This window comes from Streptomyces sp. FH025, assembly GCF_017427025.1.
In the GTDB taxonomy this organism is placed as follows: Bacteria; Actinomycetota; Actinomycetes; order Streptomycetales; family Streptomycetaceae; genus Kitasatospora.
This window is the reverse complement of record NZ_JAFLNG010000075.1, coordinates 1-19,080: the sequence shown is the minus strand read 5'-3', so window position 1 is coordinate 19,080 and position 19,080 is coordinate 1. Positions and strand designations below refer to the sequence as shown.

Annotated in this window: 21 protein-coding genes; 10 read left to right on the top strand and 11 right to left on the bottom strand. The window is 72.9% G+C overall.

Features of this window, described 5'->3' with window-relative positions; all coding sequences use genetic code 11:
• Positions 1-217: 217 nt before the first annotated feature.
• Positions 218-1,885, bottom strand: coding sequence for an RICIN domain-containing protein (locus J0670_RS08530; RefSeq protein ID WP_207810818.1), 1,668 nt, complete (start codon positions 1,883-1,885; stop codon positions 218-220).
• 260 nt (positions 1,886-2,145) lie between these two features.
• Positions 2,146-2,385 (bottom strand): chaplin, encoded by a 240-nt coding sequence (locus tag J0670_RS08525; protein WP_207810816.1) that lies wholly within the window; start codon positions 2,383-2,385, stop codon positions 2,146-2,148.
• Between the two features lie 573 nt (positions 2,386-2,958).
• Here J0670_RS08525 and J0670_RS08520 point away from each other — a divergent pair.
• From J0670_RS08520 to J0670_RS08505, 4 genes are all read left to right on the top strand, one after another.
• Entirely contained in the window at positions 2,959-3,201 is a 243-nt protein-coding gene (locus J0670_RS08520; protein WP_207810814.1) for a chaplin, read from the top strand.
• Between the two features lie 89 nt (positions 3,202-3,290).
• The gene (locus J0670_RS08515) at positions 3,291-3,536 is read left to right on the top strand and encodes a chaplin (RefSeq protein ID WP_207810813.1); all 246 of its coding nucleotides are present in this window, start codon (positions 3,291-3,293) and stop codon (positions 3,534-3,536) included.
• Between the two features lie 89 nt (positions 3,537-3,625).
• Positions 3,626-3,895 (top strand): chaplin, encoded by a 270-nt coding sequence (locus tag J0670_RS08510; RefSeq protein ID WP_207810812.1) that lies wholly within the window; start codon positions 3,626-3,628, stop codon positions 3,893-3,895.
• Positions 3,896-4,014: 119 nt separating this feature from the next.
• On the top strand, positions 4,015-4,386 hold the full coding sequence (locus tag J0670_RS08505; protein ID WP_207810810.1) for a hypothetical protein: 372 nt from the start codon (positions 4,015-4,017) through the stop codon (positions 4,384-4,386).
• A gap of 79 nt (positions 4,387-4,465) precedes the next feature.
• Here the strand turns inward: J0670_RS08505 and J0670_RS08500 are convergent, their stop codons facing one another.
• On the bottom strand, positions 4,466-5,185 hold the full coding sequence (locus J0670_RS08500) for a hypothetical protein (RefSeq protein WP_207810808.1): 720 nt from the start codon (positions 5,183-5,185) through the stop codon (positions 4,466-4,468).
• Positions 5,186-5,508: 323 nt separating this feature from the next.
• Between J0670_RS08500 and J0670_RS08495 the strand changes: the two genes are divergently transcribed.
• The 3 genes from J0670_RS08495 to J0670_RS08485 all read left to right on the top strand — a co-directional run bounded on the left by J0670_RS08495 (position 5,509) and on the right by J0670_RS08485 (position 6,757).
• On the top strand, positions 5,509-5,853 hold the full coding sequence (locus J0670_RS08495; RefSeq protein ID WP_207810806.1) for a rodlet layer protein: 345 nt from the start codon (positions 5,509-5,511) through the stop codon (positions 5,851-5,853).
• Between the two features lie 86 nt (positions 5,854-5,939).
• Positions 5,940-6,284: a rodlet layer protein gene (locus J0670_RS08490; protein ID WP_207810805.1), complete on the top strand. Its 345-nt coding sequence runs from the start codon at positions 5,940-5,942 to the stop codon at positions 6,282-6,284.
• A 206-nt stretch (positions 6,285-6,490) separates the two neighbouring features.
• Complete coding sequence (locus tag J0670_RS08485; RefSeq protein WP_207810804.1) at positions 6,491-6,757, top strand: hypothetical protein; 267 nt, start codon at positions 6,491-6,493, stop codon at positions 6,755-6,757.
• 61 nt (positions 6,758-6,818) lie between these two features.
• Here the strand turns inward: J0670_RS08485 and hemB are convergent, their stop codons facing one another.
• The 7 genes from hemB to J0670_RS08450 all read right to left on the bottom strand — a co-directional run bounded on the left by hemB (position 6,819) and on the right by J0670_RS08450 (position 14,151).
• Positions 6,819-7,799, bottom strand: coding sequence for a porphobilinogen synthase (gene hemB, locus J0670_RS08480; protein ID WP_207810802.1), 981 nt, complete (start codon positions 7,797-7,799; stop codon positions 6,819-6,821).
• Between the two features lie 72 nt (positions 7,800-7,871).
• Positions 7,872-9,518 carry a bifunctional uroporphyrinogen-III C-methyltransferase/uroporphyrinogen-III synthase gene (locus tag J0670_RS08475; protein ID WP_207810800.1) on the bottom strand — a complete coding sequence of 549 codons (1,647 nt, stop codon included), beginning with the start codon at positions 9,516-9,518 and terminating at the stop codon, positions 7,872-7,874.
• Positions 9,515-10,522, bottom strand: coding sequence for a hydroxymethylbilane synthase (gene hemC, locus J0670_RS08470; protein ID WP_207810798.1), 1,008 nt, complete (start codon positions 10,520-10,522; stop codon positions 9,515-9,517). The genes J0670_RS08475 and hemC overlap by 4 nt, the downstream gene beginning before the upstream one ends.
• 41 nt (positions 10,523-10,563) lie before the next feature.
• Positions 10,564-11,904, bottom strand: coding sequence for a glutamyl-tRNA reductase (locus J0670_RS08465; protein WP_207810796.1), 1,341 nt, complete (start codon positions 11,902-11,904; stop codon positions 10,564-10,566).
• A gap of 25 nt (positions 11,905-11,929) precedes the next feature.
• Positions 11,930-12,823 carry a redox-sensing transcriptional repressor Rex gene (locus J0670_RS08460; protein WP_207810819.1) on the bottom strand — a complete coding sequence of 298 codons (894 nt, stop codon included), beginning with the start codon at positions 12,821-12,823 and terminating at the stop codon, positions 11,930-11,932.
• A gap of 107 nt (positions 12,824-12,930) precedes the next feature.
• Positions 12,931-13,677 (bottom strand): 3'-5' exonuclease, encoded by a 747-nt coding sequence (locus tag J0670_RS08455; protein ID WP_207810795.1) that lies wholly within the window; start codon positions 13,675-13,677, stop codon positions 12,931-12,933.
• A 198-nt stretch (positions 13,678-13,875) separates the two neighbouring features.
• Positions 13,876-14,151: a glutaredoxin family protein gene (locus J0670_RS08450; RefSeq protein WP_207810793.1), complete on the bottom strand. Its 276-nt coding sequence runs from the start codon at positions 14,149-14,151 to the stop codon at positions 13,876-13,878.
• Between the two features lie 95 nt (positions 14,152-14,246).
• Here J0670_RS08450 and J0670_RS08445 point away from each other — a divergent pair, with 95 nt between their 5' ends.
• From J0670_RS08445 to J0670_RS08435, 3 genes are all read left to right on the top strand, one after another.
• Positions 14,247-15,233: an HAD family phosphatase gene (locus J0670_RS08445; protein ID WP_207810792.1), complete on the top strand. Its 987-nt coding sequence runs from the start codon at positions 14,247-14,249 to the stop codon at positions 15,231-15,233.
• Positions 15,234-15,796: 563 nt separating this feature from the next.
• A complete protein-coding gene (locus tag J0670_RS08440; RefSeq protein WP_243436717.1) occupies positions 15,797-16,609 on the top strand; it encodes an ECF subfamily RNA polymerase sigma factor, BldN family in 813 nt (270 codons plus the stop codon).
• Positions 16,610-16,869: 260 nt separating this feature from the next.
• Positions 16,870-18,189, top strand: coding sequence for a DUF5667 domain-containing protein (locus J0670_RS08435; protein WP_207810790.1), 1,320 nt, complete (start codon positions 16,870-16,872; stop codon positions 18,187-18,189).
• 99 nt (positions 18,190-18,288) lie between these two features.
• On the opposite strand, the gene J0670_RS08430 is transcribed toward J0670_RS08435, so the two are convergent.
• Positions 18,289-19,080: lysophospholipid acyltransferase family protein (locus J0670_RS08430; protein WP_207810788.1), on the bottom strand; the 792-nt coding region annotated here is incomplete at its 5' end.

Genomic DNA, 19,080 nt, shown 5'->3' with positions numbered 1-19,080 from the left:
CGGCGCCGCGGGCTCGGTACTGGACGACTCGGTGCTCGATGCCGTGCTCATCTGCTCTGGGTACTCCCCGCCCCGCTCAAGGTGCGCGCGGCTCCGGCGCAACGATTTTCCCGTGAGCCTACGGCACGCCCCGCGCTCCCGGCCCCGGGGCCGGGAGCGCGGGTGAGGCCGTCGCCCGCCCGGTCGGGGGTGGCGACGGCCTCGTGACGGGCGCGGGTCAGCTGTGGACGTAGACGATGCCGAGCTTGGTCAGCTGCCAGAGCTGGTTGGCGGCGCCGGTGTCGGCGGCGAGCTGGACGTAGGGGTTGCCCTTGGCGTCGAGGGCGCTGCCGACGGAGAGCACCTTGCTCTGGTCCTGGGAGTCGGCGATCTTGTAGGTGCCGTTGCCGGCCGGCTTGAACACCCAGTGCTGGTTGCCGCCGCCGTTGCAGCCCCACTGCTGGATCCGGGTGCCGGGGGCGGTCGAGGCGGCGTTGGCGTCCAGGCACATGTCGCGGTTGCCGCTGAAGTCGACCTCGTAGCTGCCGCCGGCCTTGGCCTCCAGGACGAAGGACTGGTTCAGCCCGCCGGCCGCCGGGTAGCTGATCGCGGCCCGGCCGTTGGTGGAGTCGCCGTAGGTGCCGCCGCCGCTGAGGTCGAGCACGTTGCCGGTGCCGGCGTTGGTCAGCTGGTACCAGGAGCCGTCCTCGGGGACGTCCCCGAAGGGTTTGCCGGGCGTGAGCGGCTGGATCGAGGTGGTGTTCTGCTGGTTGAGCGTGCAGTACGCCTGACTGAGGTCGGAGCGGGCGAAGAACTGGCCGAGGCAGACGCCCTCACCGCGGTAGCCCGCCACCCGCAGGTGGTACGACTGGCGGACCATGTTCATGCACAGCCCGGGGATGCCGATCTGCGAGTCGCAGCCGTTGCGCACCCACTCGGAGAGGTTGATGACGTCCCCGTTGGTGTACTCGTACGGGGAGGTCGTCCACTCCGCGCAGACCTCGTGCCCGAAGGCGACCCGCCGCTGGTCCAGGTACCGCACGCCGGGCACCTGTTCGGCCGCGGAGCGGAGCGCGTCGCTGAGGGTCGGCACCACCCAGTTGTGGCCCCAGGCGAGGTCCTCGGGGAAGGCCGGGCAGCCGTCGGCGACCTTGCCGACGTAGTCGTTGCGCCGGATGTCCGGGGTGATCGGGTTGAAGTACGACTGGTAGACCAGCTGGTACGAAGAGTCGGCGTAGCCGGCCTTGCGCATGGTCTGCCGGATGTTCTGCAGCGCCGCGACCACCTTGGGCTGGACGCCCGTGGCCCGCCGGCGGATCTCGTCGCTGCCGATGGTGTCCCGGCAGCCCTGGTCCTTGGGGATCGGGAAGTACTGCGCGAGGCAGTGCATCATGATGCCGCTGAAGTCGAAGTCGTCGTTGGCGCCGATGGTGACGACGACCATCTTGACGTCGTACTTGGCCGCCGTGTCGGCCAGCTTGACGTCCTGCTTGGGCTCGCCGAAGTCGCCGCTGCCCGGGCCGGTGATCTTCGCCAGTTCGGGGTCGCTGACCAGGTCGCCGGTCTGGGCGCCGGAGCAGGCGAGGTCGATCGGGGTGACTCCGGGGATGTCGGTGACGAAGATCTCCGACTTGGGATGGCGGTGGCAGTAGTTGGTGGGGCTGTCGGTCTCCGGGAAGTAGCCGTCGCCGGTGTCGGTGCCGGCGCCCTCGCCGGAGATGGCGCTGTCGCCGAGGGCGACGATCGCGGCCGGGCGGGTGGCGCCGGGGGCCGGGGCCGGGGCGTCGTCGGCCAGTGCGACCGGGGCGCCAGTCAGGCCGAGGGTGGCGACGAGCGCGCCGGTGGCGAACAGCGCGCCGGCCCGGGAGCGGCGTCCGGCCGGCCCCCTTCGCCGTGCCGCTGACATGCGGAACCTGATCACACGCGACTCCTTGCAGGGGGTGGGGGTACCGCCCGGCCGGGGGCGTCGAGCGGCGCGGAGCAAGGGAGGAGCAGGAAAGATGAGCAGGTCTCACATTCTAGGTACTGACAAGTAACGCAACAAGACTCGTGACGACAACAGGAACTGACGGGGCGGCATGCCCGGGGGAAACGAAGAACCGCCGCTCCGCGCCCCAGGAGGGAAGCGCGGAACGGCGGTTCTCACCGGCCGAACCGGGTACGGGCTCAGCCCAGGTTGGCGCACTTGTTGCCGAACGCGGGGTTCAGCAGGCCGACGATGTCGATGGTGTTGCCGCACAGGTTGACCGGCAGGTGCACCGGGATCTGGACCTGGTTGCCCGAGATGACACCGGGGGAGCCGGCGGCGACACCCTCCGCGCCGGCGCTGGCCATCGCGGTGCCGGTGCCGGCGGCCACGATGCCCACCACGGCCGCGCCGACGGCGGCGGTCTTCTTGATGCTCATACGAGCCTCCTGACTGTTCGACAGATATGCACGGGGAGTGCGACATCTAGAACGAGACCTCTCCAACACGGTTGCGACAGTGCGCGCAGCGTCACCCATCCGGCGCAATGCGGCCCCTGACCGGCATTCGAGTGATCACCGAACCGGACCGTTTCCCCGTGCGCGATGCCTCGTTCTCCCTCACGGAACCCGGTCCACCGGCCCTACACACGAATCGAGCACCGCCCATGCGCAAGCCCGCCCACGGCCACGTCGGCACCGCGGCCACCGGCAACTCGATCGACGTGACGGGCCCCCTCGACCCGGCGCCCGGGAGGCATTTCCCGAGTGCCTGACCGGGATTTCCCGGTCAGGCACTCGCCTGAACCGTTTCCGGCCGTGCGGGAATTGTTCGCAGGGCGCCGACGAAGAAACTGGACGGCCGCGTCCACGCCCGAGCCATGGGTGGAACACGCCGGTGTGCGCCGTCGGAGTGACAATCACGGCAATCCCCCAAGCCAACGGACGAGTATTCCTGCTCGCCCGGCTCCCCCCGGCATTTCCCATCCGTCGGGTAGAAATCGGAGGAAAGACATGCGCAACTTCAAGAAGGCCGCCGCCCTGTCGCTGGCCGCCACCGGCCTGGTGCTCGGTGCCGCCGGTGGCGCGTTCGCCAGCGCGGGCGCCGAGGGCGTGGCCGCCGGCTCCCCCGGCGTGCTCTCCGGCAACCAGATCCAGGTGCCGATCCACCTGCCGATCAACCTGTGCGGCAACAGCATCGACATCATCGCCCTGCTGAACCCGGCGTTCGGCAACACCTGCGTCAACAACGGCTGAACCGGCACCAGCCGGTTCACCGGTGCCGCGCCCCGCAGCGCCGGGGCGCGGCACGCTCCACCCGTATGTGATCGAGGAGATCAACCCCCATGCAGAACGTGAAGAAGGCCGCCGTCCTCTCCGCCGCCGCTGCCGGCCTGGTGCTCGGTGCCGCCGGCGGCGCGTTCGCCAGCGCCGGCGCCGAGGGCGTGGCCGCCGGCTCCCCCGGTGTCGTCTCCGGCAACCAGATCCAGGTGCCGGTGCACGTGCCGCTCAACGTGTGCGGCAACACCATCGACATCCTGATCGGTGTCCTGAACCCCGCGTTCGGCAACACCTGCGTCAACAACGGCTGAACCGGCACCAGCCGGTTCACCGGTGCCGCGCCCCGCAGCGCCGGGGCGCGGCACGCTCCACCCGTATGTGATCGAGGAGATCAACCCCCATGCAGAACGTGAAGAAGGCCGCCGTCCTCTCCGCCGCCGCTGCCGGCCTGGTGCTGGGCGCGGCGGGCTCCGCCGCCGCCAACTCGAGCGCCCAGGGCGTGGCCGCCGGCTCCCCCGGCGTCGTCTCCGGCAACCAGATCCAGGTGCCGCTGGACATCCCGATCAACCTGTGCGGCAACTCCATCAACCTCGTCGGCCTGCTGAACCCGGCCTTCGGCAACACCTGCGTCAACAGCGAGGTGCCCCCGCCGCCTGCGGACAACTGCTGATCCCCGATCGGCACGCGTTCCGGCCGAACTGCCCCTCGACCAGCCGGCCGAGGGGCAGTTCGGCGTTCCCGGACCACTTCCGACCGTCCGGGACAACAACCCATCGAAGGGTGATCCCTATGGTTTCGAAGAAGAACGGAGCCGGCCTGGCCGCCGCCGTGGGCGCCGTGGTGCTGCTCGGCACCGGTTCCGCGCAGGCCGCCACCACGTCCGGCCCGGCGCTCCCGGCCACGCTGACCAAGACGGACGTCGGCCAGGCGCTGAACGGGACGACCACCGGCCTCGGCTACGGCGTCGCGCCGATCAAGAGCCTGCGCCTGGACCCGTGGGCCAACTCCTCCGCCGACTTCCTCAACAACGGCGCGGCCCTCCAACCGGACCAGGGCCTGCCGTCGGTCGGCACCGGCACGCTGACCGGCCCGCTGAGCGCGGGCGGCGGGGTCAAGGACCTCCCGCTGGTCGGCGGGCTGACCGGCGTCCTGCCGGGCTGAGTGCCCGGACGCGCCGGAGCCCGGCACCCCTTCCGTACGACGGGGTGCCGGGCTCCGACATGTTCGGGGGCCGGTGGGCTCAGAGTTGGGTCAGGCCGGCCAGCCCGGTCCCCTGGACCAGGCCGGTGGTGGCCGAGGTGGTGGCCGCGGTGGCGTTGTCCGTCAGGTTCGACTGCCGCAGCACGCCCGTGGCGGTCATGGTGCCGGCGTCGGCCAGGCCGTTCACCGCGTCGGTGACGGAGATCCGCTCGTCCTCGTTGCCGAGGCTGGCGGTGGCCCCCGGCACGGTCTGCACGGCGCCGGTGACCAGTCGCGGGTCGATCTCGTCCACCCGCAGACGGCCGTCGGCGAGCTGGCCGGTGCCGTCCTGGACCAGGGACAGCGGCTTGCCCACGTCGAGGCCGGGGGTCCTGGCGTTCAGCGGCGCGGCCGGGGCGTCCAGCAGCACCTGGCCGAGGTCGGCGCCCTGGTCGACCAGCGGGAGCGGCAGCTCGGCCTTGGCGCTCGGGCCGACCTTGCCGGTGGTCAGCTGGGGGACGAGGTGATCCGGGACCAGCTCGCCGCCGGTGGTCCGGCCCGGTACCGGCGGCATGAGCAGCGAGGCCGGGATGCCGGCCGACAGGTGACCGCCCAGCGGGGCGAGCGGTACGTCCGCCGGGACCTGCCGGGTGGACAGCGCGTCCTCCAGGGGTCCGACCTGGTCGAGGCCGATCGGGGCGGCGGAGGCCGCTCCCTGGGAGGCGAGCACGCCCGCGCCGACCGCCAGCAGCATCGCGCCGGCCCGCTTGGAGAACTTCATGCTTTTCACCGTTCTGCCTGTCCGTACTGGCACGTACGGGACGTACTGGAGATCTTCGGGGGAAGGGCTGCGGGGAGGTGCAGCCGGAAAGCAATCTGCGCAACGAGCGACCGTGATCCTGGATTGCGGCCGTTAACCGGTTCGGGTTAATAATCCGACCGGGAACCAACCCTCGACGCGCCTCCCCGACTCTTTTAAAAAATGCCCGTAACCTTCCGTGCCGTCATTCTTTGATCTGGACGTCAGTGACTGCAGACCGGGTCTGAGCGTTCTACGTGTTGCGACGCACGGAAACCGAAAGCATTTCAGAGAGGGATCTCGTCATGATCCAGAAGTCCTTCGCCGCCGCCGGCCTGGCCGTCGCCGCGCTGGCCGGTGCCGCCGCGCCCGCCTCGGCCATCGGTGACGCGGACGGCGCCGGGGCCTCGATCGAGGGCAACGGCGGCACCAACTTCACCGGGACGGTCGGGAACAACAGCCCGAACTTCCACTTCCTGGACAACCCGAACATCTGCCTGCCGGAGATCCACAACATCGCCGTCGGTGTGCTCGGCGTGGCCGTCCCGGTCGAGGTCCCGATCGCCAACACCGGCGGGAAGCAGTTCTGCACCATCGGTCAGGGCACCCAGTCCTCGGGCGACGGCGGCGTGTCCCACCTGATCGGCTGACCGCTCCCCGCGCTGCTACCCCTGCACCACCCCCCGCTCCACCTTCGAATCGCTCCCCGATTCACCCCTCGAGAGGAAAACCGGAAATGATCAAGAAGACCCTCACCGCCGCCGGCCTGGCCGCCGCCGCCCTCGCGATGTCCGCGGGCTCGGCCTCCGCCATCGCCGACTCGGACGGCGCCTCCACCTCCGTCCAGGGCAACGGCGGCACCAACCACACCGGCACCACCGGCAACGGCAGCCCGAACAGCCACGTTCTGGACAACCCGAACATCTGCCTGCCGGAGATCCACAACATCGCCGTCGCCGTCATCGGCGTCGCGGTTCCGGTCGAGGTGCCGGTCCTGAACACCCAGCCGAAGCAGATCTGCAACCAGGGCCAGAACACCCAGTCCTCGGGCGACGGTGGTGTCTCGCACCTGATCGGCTGATCAAGGGGCATGGCACGAACGGAGGGCCCGGGGAGGAAGGTCTCCCCGGGCCCTCCGGGCTTGATGTCCGGACGGCCGTCGAACCGCGGCGGACCGGCCGGGTGACGGACCGTCGGACCGGGCGCGTGGGGCGCCGGGCCCGGCGGCCGGAAGTGATCGCGCGTCACGAGCGCCCGCGGGGGCGCTCCGAGAGAGAGGGCAGATCCATGAAGAGCAAGCTGGCCAAGGCCGCCCTGACCGCCACCGCCGCGCTGGCGCTCGCGGGTGCCGCCACCCCGGCCTTCGCGCACGTCGGCCTGGCGGGCGGCGGCGAGTTCGCGGCCTCGGCCGACCACCCGTTCGTGGCCGGTGCGGCCTTCGGCGTCGGCCACACGTCCAACGTCGTCGCCGGGGGCTTCGGAGGTGGCGCCGCCACCTCCGACGACCTGGTCGGCGGCGGTGCGGGCTTCGCGCACATCAACGGCTGGCAGTAGGAGCCCGGAAGGCCGGTCCGCTCCGTCGGGAGCGGACCGGCCTTCCGCCGTGCTGCGGCTGCTACTTGAGCATCCGGGCGGCCTCGACGGCCCAGTAGGTGAGGATCTGCTCGGCGCCGGCCCGGCGGATCGAGGTGAGCGTCTCCATGATCATCCGCTCCCGGTCGATCCAGCCGTTCGCGGCGGCCGCCTCGACCATCGCGTACTCGCCGGACACCTGGTACGCGGAGACCGGCACCGGGGAGGCGTCGGCGATCTGGCGCAGGATGTCCAGGTAGGCCATGGCCGGCTTGACCATCACCATGTCCGCGCCCTCCGCGAGGTCCTGCTCCAGCTCGCGCAGCGCCTCGCGGGCGTTGGCCGGGTCCTGCTGGTAGGTCTTGCGGTCGCCCTTGAGCGAGGAGCCGACGGCCTCGCGGAACGGGCCGTAGAAGGCCGAGGCGTACTTGGCGGTGTAGGCGAGGATGCCCACGTCCTGGTGCCCGGCCTCGTCCAGCGCCCGGCGGATCACGGCGATCTGGCCGTCCATCATGCCGGACGGGCCGACCAGGTGGACGCCGGCGTCGGCCTGCACCCGGGCCATCTCGGCGTAGCGCTCCAGGGTGGCGTCGTTGTCCACGCTGCCGTCGGCGGCGAGCACGCCGCAGTGGCCGTGGTCGGTGTACTCGTCCAGGCAGAGGTCGGACATGATCACCAGGGAGTCGCCGACCTCGGAGGCCACGTCCCGGATCGCCTGCTGCAGGATGCCGTCCGGGTTGGTGCCCTCGCTGCCGGTCGCGTCCTGCACCTCGGGGACGCCGAACAGCATGACGCCGCCCAGGCCCGCCTCGGCCGCCTCCACCGCGGCCTTGCGCAGGGTGTCGCGGGTGTGCTGGACCACACCCGGCATCGAGGTGACCGGCACCGGCTCGCTGACGCCCTCGCGGACGAACAGCGGCAGGACCAGCTCCGCCGGGTGCAGCCTGGTCTCGGCGACCAGGCGTCGCATCGCCGGGCTCTGGCGGAGCCGGCGGGGGCGAACGTACGGGAATTCAGCGGACACGGCTTCTCTCTCCGAACGGTTGTGCACGGCCGGGGGCGACGAACTGCCGCCCCCGACACCCTAGTTGGATCCTCAGCGGGCCTTGCGGCGCGAGCCGGGGCGGCGCTCGCTGGGCCGGTAGACCGGCTCGCCCGCGGCCGTCGCGGTGTCGCGGCGCTTGGCCCCGAAGTCTGCCAGCGCCTGGGCCAGCGCGGCCGCCGACGGGGCCGGGGCCATCACGTCGACCCGCAGGCCGTGCTCCTCGGCGGTCTTGGCGGTGGCCGGGCCGATGCAGGCGATGACCGTGACGTTGTGCGGCTTGCCCGCGATGCCGACCAGGTTCCGGACGGTCGAGGACGAGGTGAACAGCACCGCGTCGAAGCCGCCGCCCTTGATCGCCTCACGGGTCTCGGCCGGCGGCGGCGAGGCGCGCACCGTCCGGTACGCCGTCACGTCGTCGACCTCCCAGCCGAGCTCGACCAGGCCGGCCACCAGGGTCTCGGTGGCGATGTCGGCGCGCGGCAGCAGCACCCGGTCGATCGGGTCGAAGACCGGGTCGTACGGCGGCCAGTCCTCCAGCAGGCCGGCCGCGGACTGCTCGCCCGAGGGCACCAGGTCCGGCTTCACGCCGAAGTCCACCAGGGCCTGCGCGGTGGTCTCGCCGACCGCCGCGACCTTGATCCCGGCGAACGCCCGGGCGTCCAGGCCGTACTCCTCGAACTTCTCCCGGACGGCGCGGACGGCGTTCACCGAGGTGAAGGCGATCCACTCGTACCGGCCGGTGACCAGGCCCTTGATGGCCCGCTCCATCTGCTGCGGGGTGCGCGGCGGCTCGACCGCGATGGTCGGCACCTCCTGCGGCACCGCGCCGTACGAACGCAGCTGCTCGGACAGGCCGTGGGCCTGCTCCTTGGTGCGCGGTACGAGGACGTTCCAGCCGAACAGCGGCTTGGTCTCGAACCACGAGTGCGAGGAGCGGTGGGCGACCTGCTCGCCCACCACGGCTATCACCGAGGTGGCCGGGTCCACCGGGGCGGAGACCGGCGAGGGCAGCACCCGGGCGGCCTTCAGGTCGGCCGCGATGGCGGACAGCGTGGAGGTGAAGGTGCGCTGGCGGGTCGTGGTGCCGGAGAGGGTGGCGCTCAGCGCCGAGTCCGGCTTGCGGCCGTTGGAGACCAGGGCGCTCGCGGTGGCCGGCAGCTGGCCCAGGGTGGTGCGGACCACCAGGGTGGTCTCCGGCGCGCCCAGGTCGACCGGGGCGCCGGACAGCAGCTGGGGGCCGTCCACGAAACGGACGTCGGTGCCGGCCGTACCGCGCAGCGGGACACCCGCGTACGCCGGGACGCCGACCGACTGGGCGACGCCCGGGATCACCTCGAAGGGGATCCCGTCGCCCGCGCAGCTGAGCATCTCCTCGGCGGCGCAGCCGTCCAGGCCCGGGTCGCCGTCGACGGTGCGGACCACGTGCTTGCCGGACCGGACGGCCTCGGCGACCAGCTTGGCCAGGTCGAAGTCGGTGCCCTCGGCGGCGGGGGTGTGCACCTGCACACCGGCCGGACAGTGGCTGCGCACGGCCGCCGCGGTCAGCGGGTCGGCGACCAGGATGTCGGCCGAGGACAGCACCTCGACGGCGCGCAGGGTCAGCAGGCCCGGGTCCCCGGGGCCCGCGCCCAGGAAGGTGCACCGTCCGGTGGGCTGGCCGGCCGGGAACAGGGCGTCGGTGGCGGCGGTGGGGCTCATCGGGCTCGCTCCCCCATCAGGGTGGCCGCGCCCGCGTCGAGCAGCCGCGCGGCCAGCGCACGGCCGAGGGCCCGCGCGTGCTGCTCGGCGGTCTCGTCGAGGACGATCGGACCGTTGGCGGACATCTTCAGCAGGGCGGTGCCGTCGGGGTCGCCGACCACACCTTCCAGCCGCAGTTCGTTCTCCCGGCCCCAGGTGGCCAGTGCGGCCACCGGAGCCGAGCAGCCGGCCTCCAGGGTGGCCAGCAGGGCGCGCTCGGCGGCCACGGCGACCCGGGTGGGGGCGTGGTCCAGCGCGGCGAGCGCGGCGGTCAGCTCAGCGTTCTCGGCGGTGCACTCGACGGCGAGCGCGCCCTGGCCCGGGGCCGGGATCATCAGCTCGGTGCCGAGGTGCTGGGAGATCTCGGCGCTGCGGCCGAGCCGGTTGAGGCCGGCCGTGGCCAGCACCACCGCGTCCAGCTCACCACTGGCCACGAAGCCGATCCGGGTGTCCACGTTGCCGCGGATCGCGACGGTCTCCAGCTGGGCGCCGCGGGCGCGGGCCCAGGCGTTCAGCTGCGCCATCCGGCGCGGCGAGCCGGTGCCGATCCGGGCCGCGCGGCCCGCCCCGGCCAGCTTCTCCACCAGCTCCTCCAGGGCCAGGCCCTCGGCCGCGACCAGGGCGTCCCGGACGTCCTCGCGCTCGGGGACGGCAGCCAGCACCAGGCCCTCGGGGGCGGCGGTGGGCAGGTCCTTGAGCGAGTGGACGGCGAAGTCGATCCGGCCCTCCAGCAGCGCGTCCCGCAGCGCGGAGACGAAGACGCCGGTGCCGCCGATCTGCGCGAGCGACTCCCGGGAGGTGTCGCCATAGGTGGTGATCTCGACCAGCTCGACGGGGCGCCCGGTGAGCCTGGTCACCTCGCGGGCGATCATGCCCGACTGGGCCATGGCGAGCGCGCTGCGCCGGGTGCCGAGCCGCAGGGCGGGGGTTCCCAGGGGCTGCTCGGTGAGCGGTTGACCATTCATGAGGTGATCGTCCCGGTGGTACTCGTGGGATGGCTGACGGTTCATCTGGCGCCCCCGCCCGCGGGCTGGGGCCGGCCGCCGACGGGCGTGCCCGACACGGCGTGCACGGCCGCCGGGTCGAGGTCGAACAGCTCGCGCAGGGCGTCCGCGTAGGACGCTCCGCCGGGCTCGGCGGCCAGCTGCTTCACCCGGACGGTCGGGGCGTGCAGCAGCTTGTCGACGACGCGGCGGACGGTCTGGGTGATCTCGGCGCGGGAGCGCTCGTCCAGGTCGGGCAGCCGGGAGTCCAGCCGGCCCAGCTCGGCGGTGACCACCTCGGAGGCCATCGCCCGCAGCGCGACCACGGTCGGGGCGATCCGGGCGGCCCGCTGGGCGGCACCGAAGGCCGTCACCTCGTCGGCGACGATCCGGGTGACCTGGTCGACGTCGCCGGCGCCGGGGGTGGCGGCGTGCGCGTGGGAGAGGCTCTCCAGGTCGACCAGCAGGGCGCCGTCGATCCGGTGCACCTCCTGGGCGACGTCCCGCGGCATGGCGAGGTCGAGCAGTGCGAGCGGCTGCTCGGACGAACGGGAGGCGACCGCGGCGGCCACGTCCTCGGCCTTGATCACCACGCCGGCCGCGCCGGTGCAGGAGATCACCAGGTCGACGTCGGCCAGCGCCTCCGGCACCTTGGCGAGGTCCAGGGTGCGGGCCACGTCCGGGCCGAGGATCTCGACCAGGCGCTCGGCGCGGGCCGGCGTCCGGTTGGCGATCAGCAGGTCGGTGACGCCGGAGCGGACCAGGGTGGCGGCGGCCAGCGAGCTCATCGAGCCGGCGCCGACCACCAGCGCGCGCTTGCCGGCGATCTCGCCCGCGCCCGCCGCGACCTGCTCCAGGCCGAAGGTGACCAGCGACTGGCCGGCCTTGTCGATGCCGGTCTCGCTGTGCGCCCGCTTGCCGACCCGCAGCGCCTGCTGGAACAGCTCGTTCAGGTCGCGCCCGGCGGTGTGCTCGTCCTGGGCCGTGGCCAGCGCGTCGCGCAGCTGGCCGAGGATCTGGCCCTCGCCGACCACCATCGAGTCCAGGCCGCAGGCCACCGAGAAGAGGTGGTGGACGGCGCGGTCCTCGTAGTGGACGTACAGGTGGGAGGTCAGCTCCTCCAGGTCCACCCCGCTGTGGTGGGCCAGCAGCAGCGACAGCTCGGCGACACCGGCGTGGAACTTGTCCACGTCCGCATACAGCTCGATCCGGTTGCAGGTGTTGACCAGCGCCGCCTCGGCGACGGTCGAGGACGCGGCCGCGTCGTGCAGCAGTCGGGTCGGGACCTCACCGGTCAGCGCGGCGCGCTCCAGCACGCCGACCGGAGCCGTCCGGTGGCTCAGTCCGACGACGAGAAGGCTCATGCCCGTCCCCCACAGCTCTTCGTGTTCATGCGGGCATCACCGCGGACAGCTCGCCCTCGCCGCCCTTGGCGGCCTTTCCCTTGGCCTGCTCGGTCTGGTCCTTGCCCGCCGCCTCGGCGGTGCCGCGGCCCTTGCCGTTGCCGCCCGCCGCGCGGCGCAGCTTGGCGGCCGCCGCCCGGACCGGGCCGGGAGCGCGGTCCAGCACCGACTCGGTGTGGTCCGGCTCCTCGCCGGCCTTGCGCTGCTCGTGGAAGGCCAGGATCTGGAGCTCGATGGAGAGGTCCACCTTGCGCACGTCCACGCCGTCCGGGACGGTCAGCACGGTCGGGGCGAAGTTGAGGATGCTGGTGACGCCGGCCTCGACCAGGCGGTCGCAGACCTGCTGGGCGGCGCCGGGCGGGGTGGTGATCACGCCGATGGAGACGTGCTGGCTCTCGACGATCGTCTCCAGCTCGTCCATGTGGCGCACCGGAAGTCCGGCCGCGGTGGAACCGACCACGTTGGGGTCGGCGTCCAACAGAGCGGCGACCCGGAAACCGCGGGAGGCGAAGCCGCCGTAGTTGGCGAGCGCGTGGCCGAGGTTCCCGATGCCGACGATGACGACCGGCCAGTCCTGGGTCAGGCCGAGCTCGCGGGAGATCTGGTAGACGAGGTACTCGACGTCGTAGCCGACGCCGCGGGTGCCGTAGGAGCCGAGGTAGGAGAAGTCCTTGCGCAGCTTGGCGGAGTTCACGCCGGCCGCGGCGGCCAGCTCCTCGGAGGAGACGGTCGGCACCGAGCGCTCGGAGAGCGCGGTGAGCGCCCGCAGGTAGAGGGGCAGCCGGGCGACGGTCGCCTCCGGGATGCCCCGGGCACGCGAGGGTCGGCGCGCGGCGCCCTGGTCGGGCGTCTGCGAACTGCTCTGTGGTGATCGGCCGATTGCCACGGTGCTCCTGTGGGTGAAGCTGGGCTTAGGCAGCCAGGCTAAGCGTTTGTGAACGTGTGCACAAAGATGGTGTCCGTTTTGTCCCCGCACAGTGATGCGCATCACGCCATTGACCCCATAGCACCGGGCGGTGTCAGAACGACCTCCGGGGCCTGGGAACCGGGCAGCCAGGGCCCGTACGACGCCTCCCGGCGCCGCAGCGGGACGGCGGCACCGGACGGGCGGGAGCGGGCCCGGCCCAGCCTCGGCCAGGGCACCCGCGCGGCCTCGCGCAGCGGAGCGGCCCAGTCGTCCGGCGGGCAGGACGGGGCACCCACGCAGTGCCGCAGCAGCTCGGCCGTCACCCGGGCGTCGCCCAGCGCGGTGTGCGCCGGGTACCAGCCCAGGCCGGCCGCCTCCACGCAGGCCGCCAGGCCGTGGCTGCCGGCCTCCGGCAGGTGGGCGCGGGCCAGCCGCATCGTGCACAGCAGCGGGACGGGCGGCAGCGGCACCCCGATCCGGGCGAACTCGCGACCCAGGAAGGCGTGGTCGCAGCTGACGTGATGACCGACCAGCACCCGGCCGGCCAGCAGCTCCAGCAGCCGCGGGGCGATCTCCCGGAAGCGCGGGGCGCCCTCGACGTCGGCCTGGTGTATCCGGTGCACATGGGTCGGGCCGACCGGGCCCAGCGGGTCCAGCAGGGTGGCGAACTCCCCCTCGGGGCGCAGCCGGGCGTCCAGCAGCACCACCGCGACCTCGACCACCCGGTGCCGCCACGGGCTGCGGCCGGTCGCCTCCACGTCCACCACGGCGAAGCCCCGAGGGCCGTCCAGGGGTACGGACGTCCCAGGGGTCGGGCCGGGAAGCATGGCGACACTCCTCGTGTGCTCAGCCCCCCATGGGCGCAAACGCGTTCGATCGTAAGCCGACCGTGCCGCCCCACCCCAAGCCGGAACGGAGTGTCGTCGGCAACGATTCGGCGAACCGCCCCCGCCGAGTGGCGGGGGCGGTGGTGTACGGACGAACGGGCGGTCAGGCCCCGCCCGGGCGCTGCCCCCGCGTGCCTCTCAGGCCCCGAGCGCGGCGCGCAGGCGACGCTCGTCGACCCGCCAGAAGTCGTGCTGGCGGCCGTCGATCAGGGTGACCGGAATCTGCTCCCCGTAGCGGCGGTACAGCTCCTCGTCCCGGGTGATGTCCTTCTCCTCGAAGGCCGCGCCCAGCTCGCCCGTCACCCGGACGATCACCTCCCGGGCCTCGTCGCACAGGTGGCAGCCGGGCTTGCCGAGCAGGGTCACGGTACGGTCCGCGGGCTTGGGGCTCTTACGTCGCAGCAGTGGGCTCACCAGCTCATTGTGGCGCCCTGGCGCGGAGAACCGTTCACCGCGCGGGCACGGCACCGTCACGGCCACTCCGTACCCGGCTGGCTATGCTCGATGACATGGCCGTGCTCCGAAGGCTCCTTCAGGCAAGACGCTCCACCACCGAGGGGAGCGCCCTGGCGGGCGAGGCCGCGGCCGCGGCGGCCGAGGCCGCACTGCGCGCCGAGCCGCGGCCCGGCACCCCGGCGGACGGCCAGGTCGCGGACACCCCGGCCAAGCCCGGGAAGGCCGCCAAGGCCCCGGCCGGGAACCACACCCCCGACCCGGACGACCCCCGCGCCGCCGCCTTCTTCGACTGCGACAACACCATCCTGCGCGGCGCCGCGATCTTCTACCTCGGCGTCGGCCTCTACCGCCACGGCTTCCTCACCCGCCGCGACATCGCCCGCTTCGCCTGGCAGCAGGCCTGGTTCCGGCTGCACGGCGCCGAGGACCCGGACCACATCTCGGACGCCCAGCACACCGCCCTCGGCATCGTCGCCGGAAAGCCCGTCGCCGACCTGGAGGCGATCTGCGAGGAGGTCTTCGAGCAGGTCGTCGCCGACAAGATCTGGCCCGGCACCCGCGCCCTGGTCCAGATGCACCTGGACGCCGGCCAGCGGGTCTGGCTGGTCACCGCCGCCCCGCTGGAGGTCGCCCGGATCATCGCCCGGCGGCTCGGGATGACCGGCGCGCTCGGCACCGTCGCCGAGGCCCGGGACGGCCGGTACACCGGCCGGCTGGTGGGCGAGCTGCTGCACGGCCCGGCCAAGGCGGCCGCGGTGCGCGCGCTGGCCCGGCGCGAACGGCTGGACCTCGACCGCTGCGCCGCGTACAGCGACTCGGCCAACGACATCCCGATGCTCTCGCTGGTCGGCCACCCGTACGTGGTGAACCCGGACGGCGCGCTGCGGCGGCACGCCCGGGCGCAGGGCTGGCGGGTCCGGGACTTCCGGACCGGGCGCAAGGCGGCCCGGGTGGGGCTGCCGGCGGCGGCCGCGCTCGGGGTGGTGGCGGGCGCGGCGGCGGCCGGGGTGGCCCTGCGGCGCCGTCACCGCTGCGGCTGAACCGGCGCGTCCGGCCGGCGCTCCGGACGGGTGCCGCCGGGGCCGTTTCCGCCACTCCCACGAGCGGGTGATCGGACGTCAACCAGGGCCCTGACCTGCCCCCTCGTACGGGCGAACTCCCTTGTTCCCCCGGGCGGTCGATGCCCGATGCGCGAACTTGTCACGCAGTGACCGGTTCTGATCGTTCGTCAGGCCGGGAAACTCAGGGGTTGCCGGGCCTCAAAGCCGGGAAACCGCCCGCGAGACCCCCGAATTGGTCACCCTGAGCGCCCGAACGGTCACGTTGAGCCGGATGAACGCCGACACCTTCGGTCATTGCCAGCCGAACATGCGCAACAAATGGATCCCAAACGACCACTTCGACCACACGGTGTAGCTGTCATTGCACAAAGCGTTATTCTCTCCTGGATGCACGTCACCCAGGTGTCCGCCCGAACGGGCGCCGCGAGGCGTGCTCTCCGCGCAGGCGGAGGTGATCCGTCCACAGTTCTGCCTCTGGGAGTCCCGTGTACCCACCCGTCCGGAACGACGCGCCTGCACCCTCCCGCCCGTCGTCCGCGCCCCTGCGCCCCCGCACCGGCCTCCGCGGCCGGCCGACCGTCGAGCGGCAGATCTCCACCGGCCTGGACCTGCTGCGCAGCCTGCTCCGCAGCCAGCTCGTCACCTCTCCCCAACTCGCGCCCGCCGGAGCGTCGTTCGGCCACCAGAACGGCCCGGGCCTGGCACTGCGCACCACCGCCGCCGGCTCGGCCGGAACCGGCTCGCGCAGCCGCACCGGCATCGGCCGCAGCCGCACCCGCACCGCTCCCAGCCCCGGCTACGAGACCGAGCACAACCCGATCATGGAGCTGGTCGAGCGGGCCCAGGCCGGTGAGAGCGAGGCCTTCGGCCGGCTCTACGACCACTACGCGGACACCGTCTACCGCTACATCTACTACCGGGTCGGCAGCCGGGCCACCGCCGAGGACCTCACCAGTGAGACGTTTCTGCGTGCGCTGCGCAGGATCGGCACCTTCACCTGGCAGGGCCGGGACTTCGGCGCCTGGCTGGTCACCATCGCCCGCAACCTGGTCGCCGACCACTTCAAGTCCAGCCGGTTCCGGCTGGAGGTCACCACCGGCGAGATGCTCGACTCCAACGAGTGCGAGCGCAGCCCGGAGGAGTCGGTGCTGGAGTCGCTCTCCAACGCCGCCCTGCTGGACGCGGTGCGCCGGCTCAACCCGCAGCAGCAGGAGTGCGTGACGCTGCGTTTCCTCCAGGGGCTCTCGGTGGCCGAGACCGCCCGGATCATGGGCAAGAACGAGGGCGCGATCAAGACCCTCCAGTACCGTGCCGTCCGCACCCTGGCCAGGCTCCTCCCGCCCGACGCGCGGTAGGCGGCGGTGACCGACGGGGCGGGAGCCCCGGGCCGGCCGTCACCGCGGGTACCCGATCGACACGTCCGGGTGAACGGTCGATCCGATGATCGGCCGTGCGTAACCGACCGCCCGCACCACTCGTTGGCCAGCGTGCAAGTCTCCACCAGGCGTACGGTCAAGCCGATTTGCGACCTATCACCCGATGGAGTGGCTTTGGCCCGCCGGGGCAACCGTCCGGCAGGTCGGGGTGTCGACAACGACGAAGGGAGGTGTGGCCCGTGACGGCAAACGTGCTGGAGCACCGACGGGCGAAGGCCTTCGCCGAGGCGCTGGAGGCCCACCAGGCGGAGCAACTCCGCGCGGCCAACGCCGATTCGGCCAACACCGCTGCCACCGAAGCCGGTTCGGCCGCGATGGCCGAACTGGTCGGCCTGGCCGACGCACTGGGAGCGCTGCCCAGGCCGACGCTGGAGCGGGAGGCCCGTACGGTCCAACGCGCCCAGCTGATGGCCGCGTTCGAGCAGGCCTTCGCCGGCGGGCCGGGCGCCGCGGTGCCCCGCCAGCGCAGGCGCCGGGCGGTCCGCACGGCACCGCGCGGCCGGTGGAGCCGGCGCTTCGCGATCGGGGGGCTCGTCGCCGGGCTCGCCGTCGGCAGCCTGGCCGGGGCCGCCGCCGCCAGCGGCAACGCCCTGCCCGGGGACGCGCTGTACGGCATGAAGCGCGGCCTCGAAGGGCTGCGGCTCGACCTCGCGGACTCCGACGCGGAGCGCGGCGAGCTGCTGCTCGACAACGCCGCCACCCGGCTCGGCGAGGCCAACGCCCTGGTGGGCCACGACGGTCCGGTCGGAGTGCTCAGCCCGGCCACCGTCGAGCGGGTCCGTCGCGCACTGGACGACATGCACGCCGACGCCCTCAAGGGCCGCGAGCTGCTGCGCTCGGTCTACCGCAGCAACGGCTCGCTCGACCCGATGCGCGCGCTGGCCGGCTTCGCCCACGACGAGGACGGCCGCTGGAGCTCGCTCCAGGGGCGGCTGCCGGTCCAACTGACCGAGCAGGCCAACCTGGTGAGCCGGCTCTTCGACGACATAAGCGAGGACGTCGCGCCCCTGCGCCTGGTCCAGCCGTCCGCCAAGAGCGGCGGCCCGACCGGCACCGGAGCGGGCGACGGCGCGGTCTCCTCGACCGGCTCCCCCGCCGGCTCCCCCGCCGGCACCCCGGCCGGTGGCTCCGGCACCGCACCCGGCTCCGAGCAGTCCCAGGGCGGCACCGGGGCGAACGGCGGCCGCCCCGACGGCACCGGGCACTCCTCGGCCAACCCCGGCAGCGGCGGCATCGTCGGCGGCGGGGGCAAGGGCAACAGCCTGACGGGCACCCTGCCCAGCGGCGCCCCGGACGCGGTCAACGGGCTGGTCGGCGACCTCACCAACGGGCTCACCGGCGCGGCCAAGCCCTCGCCGAGCGCCGACGCGGCCCCGCCGCAGGCACCGCAGCCGCCGTCCGGCGTGCCGAGCCCGGCGGCCGAGACCCCGCAGGGCGTGGACGTGCCCCCGCTGATCCCGGGCCTGCTGCCCGGGCTGCGGATCCTCGGCGGCAGCTGAGCGGAACGGTCGGGCCCCGGTGGAGTTCACCACTCCACCGGGGCCCTCGTGGTTCTCGGGGTCGGCCGACCGGCCTCAGGAGAGCCCTCGGAAGAACCCTCAGAAGAACACCGACCGCCGCTGCACCAGCAGCTGGTAGAGCGTGTGCTGGATGGTCTCGCGCACCTCGTCGGCGAGGTCGAAGACCAGCATCGGGTCGTCCGCCGCCTCCGCCGGGTAGCCGTCGGTGGCGATCGGCTCGCCGAAGCGGATCGTCCACTTGGTCGGCAGCGGCAGCATCCCGAGCGGCCCCAGCCAGGGGAAGGTCGGCGTGACCGGCACGTACGGCAGGCCCAGCAGCCGGGCCAGCGTCTTCACGTTGCCGATCATCGGGTAGGTCTCCTCCGCCCCGACGATCGAGCACGGCACGATCGGCACCTTCGCCCGCAGCGCCGAGGCGACGAAGCCGCCGCGGCCGAAGCGCTGGAGCTTGTAGCGCTCGGAGAACGGCTTGCCGATGCCCTTGAAGCCCTCCGGCCAGACCCCGACGACCTCGCCCCGCGCCAGCAGCGCCTGGGCGTCCTCGTTGCAGGCCAGGGTGTGGCCGGACTTGCGGGCCAGCTCGTTGACGCCCGGCAGCACGAAGACCAGGTCGGCGGCCAGCATCCGCAGGTGCCGGCGGTGCGGGTGGTGGTCGTGGACGACCACCTGGGTCATCAGCGCGTCCAGCGGGAGCGTCCCGGAGTGGTTGGCGACGACCAGCGCGCCTCCCTCGGCCGGGATGTGCTCGATCCCCTGGACGTCGATCCGGAAGTACTTCTCGGCCAGCGGGCGCAGCAGCGAGAGCACGACCTCCTCGGTGAGCTCCCGGTCGAAGCCGAACTCGTCCACCTCGTAGTCGCCGGTGAGCCG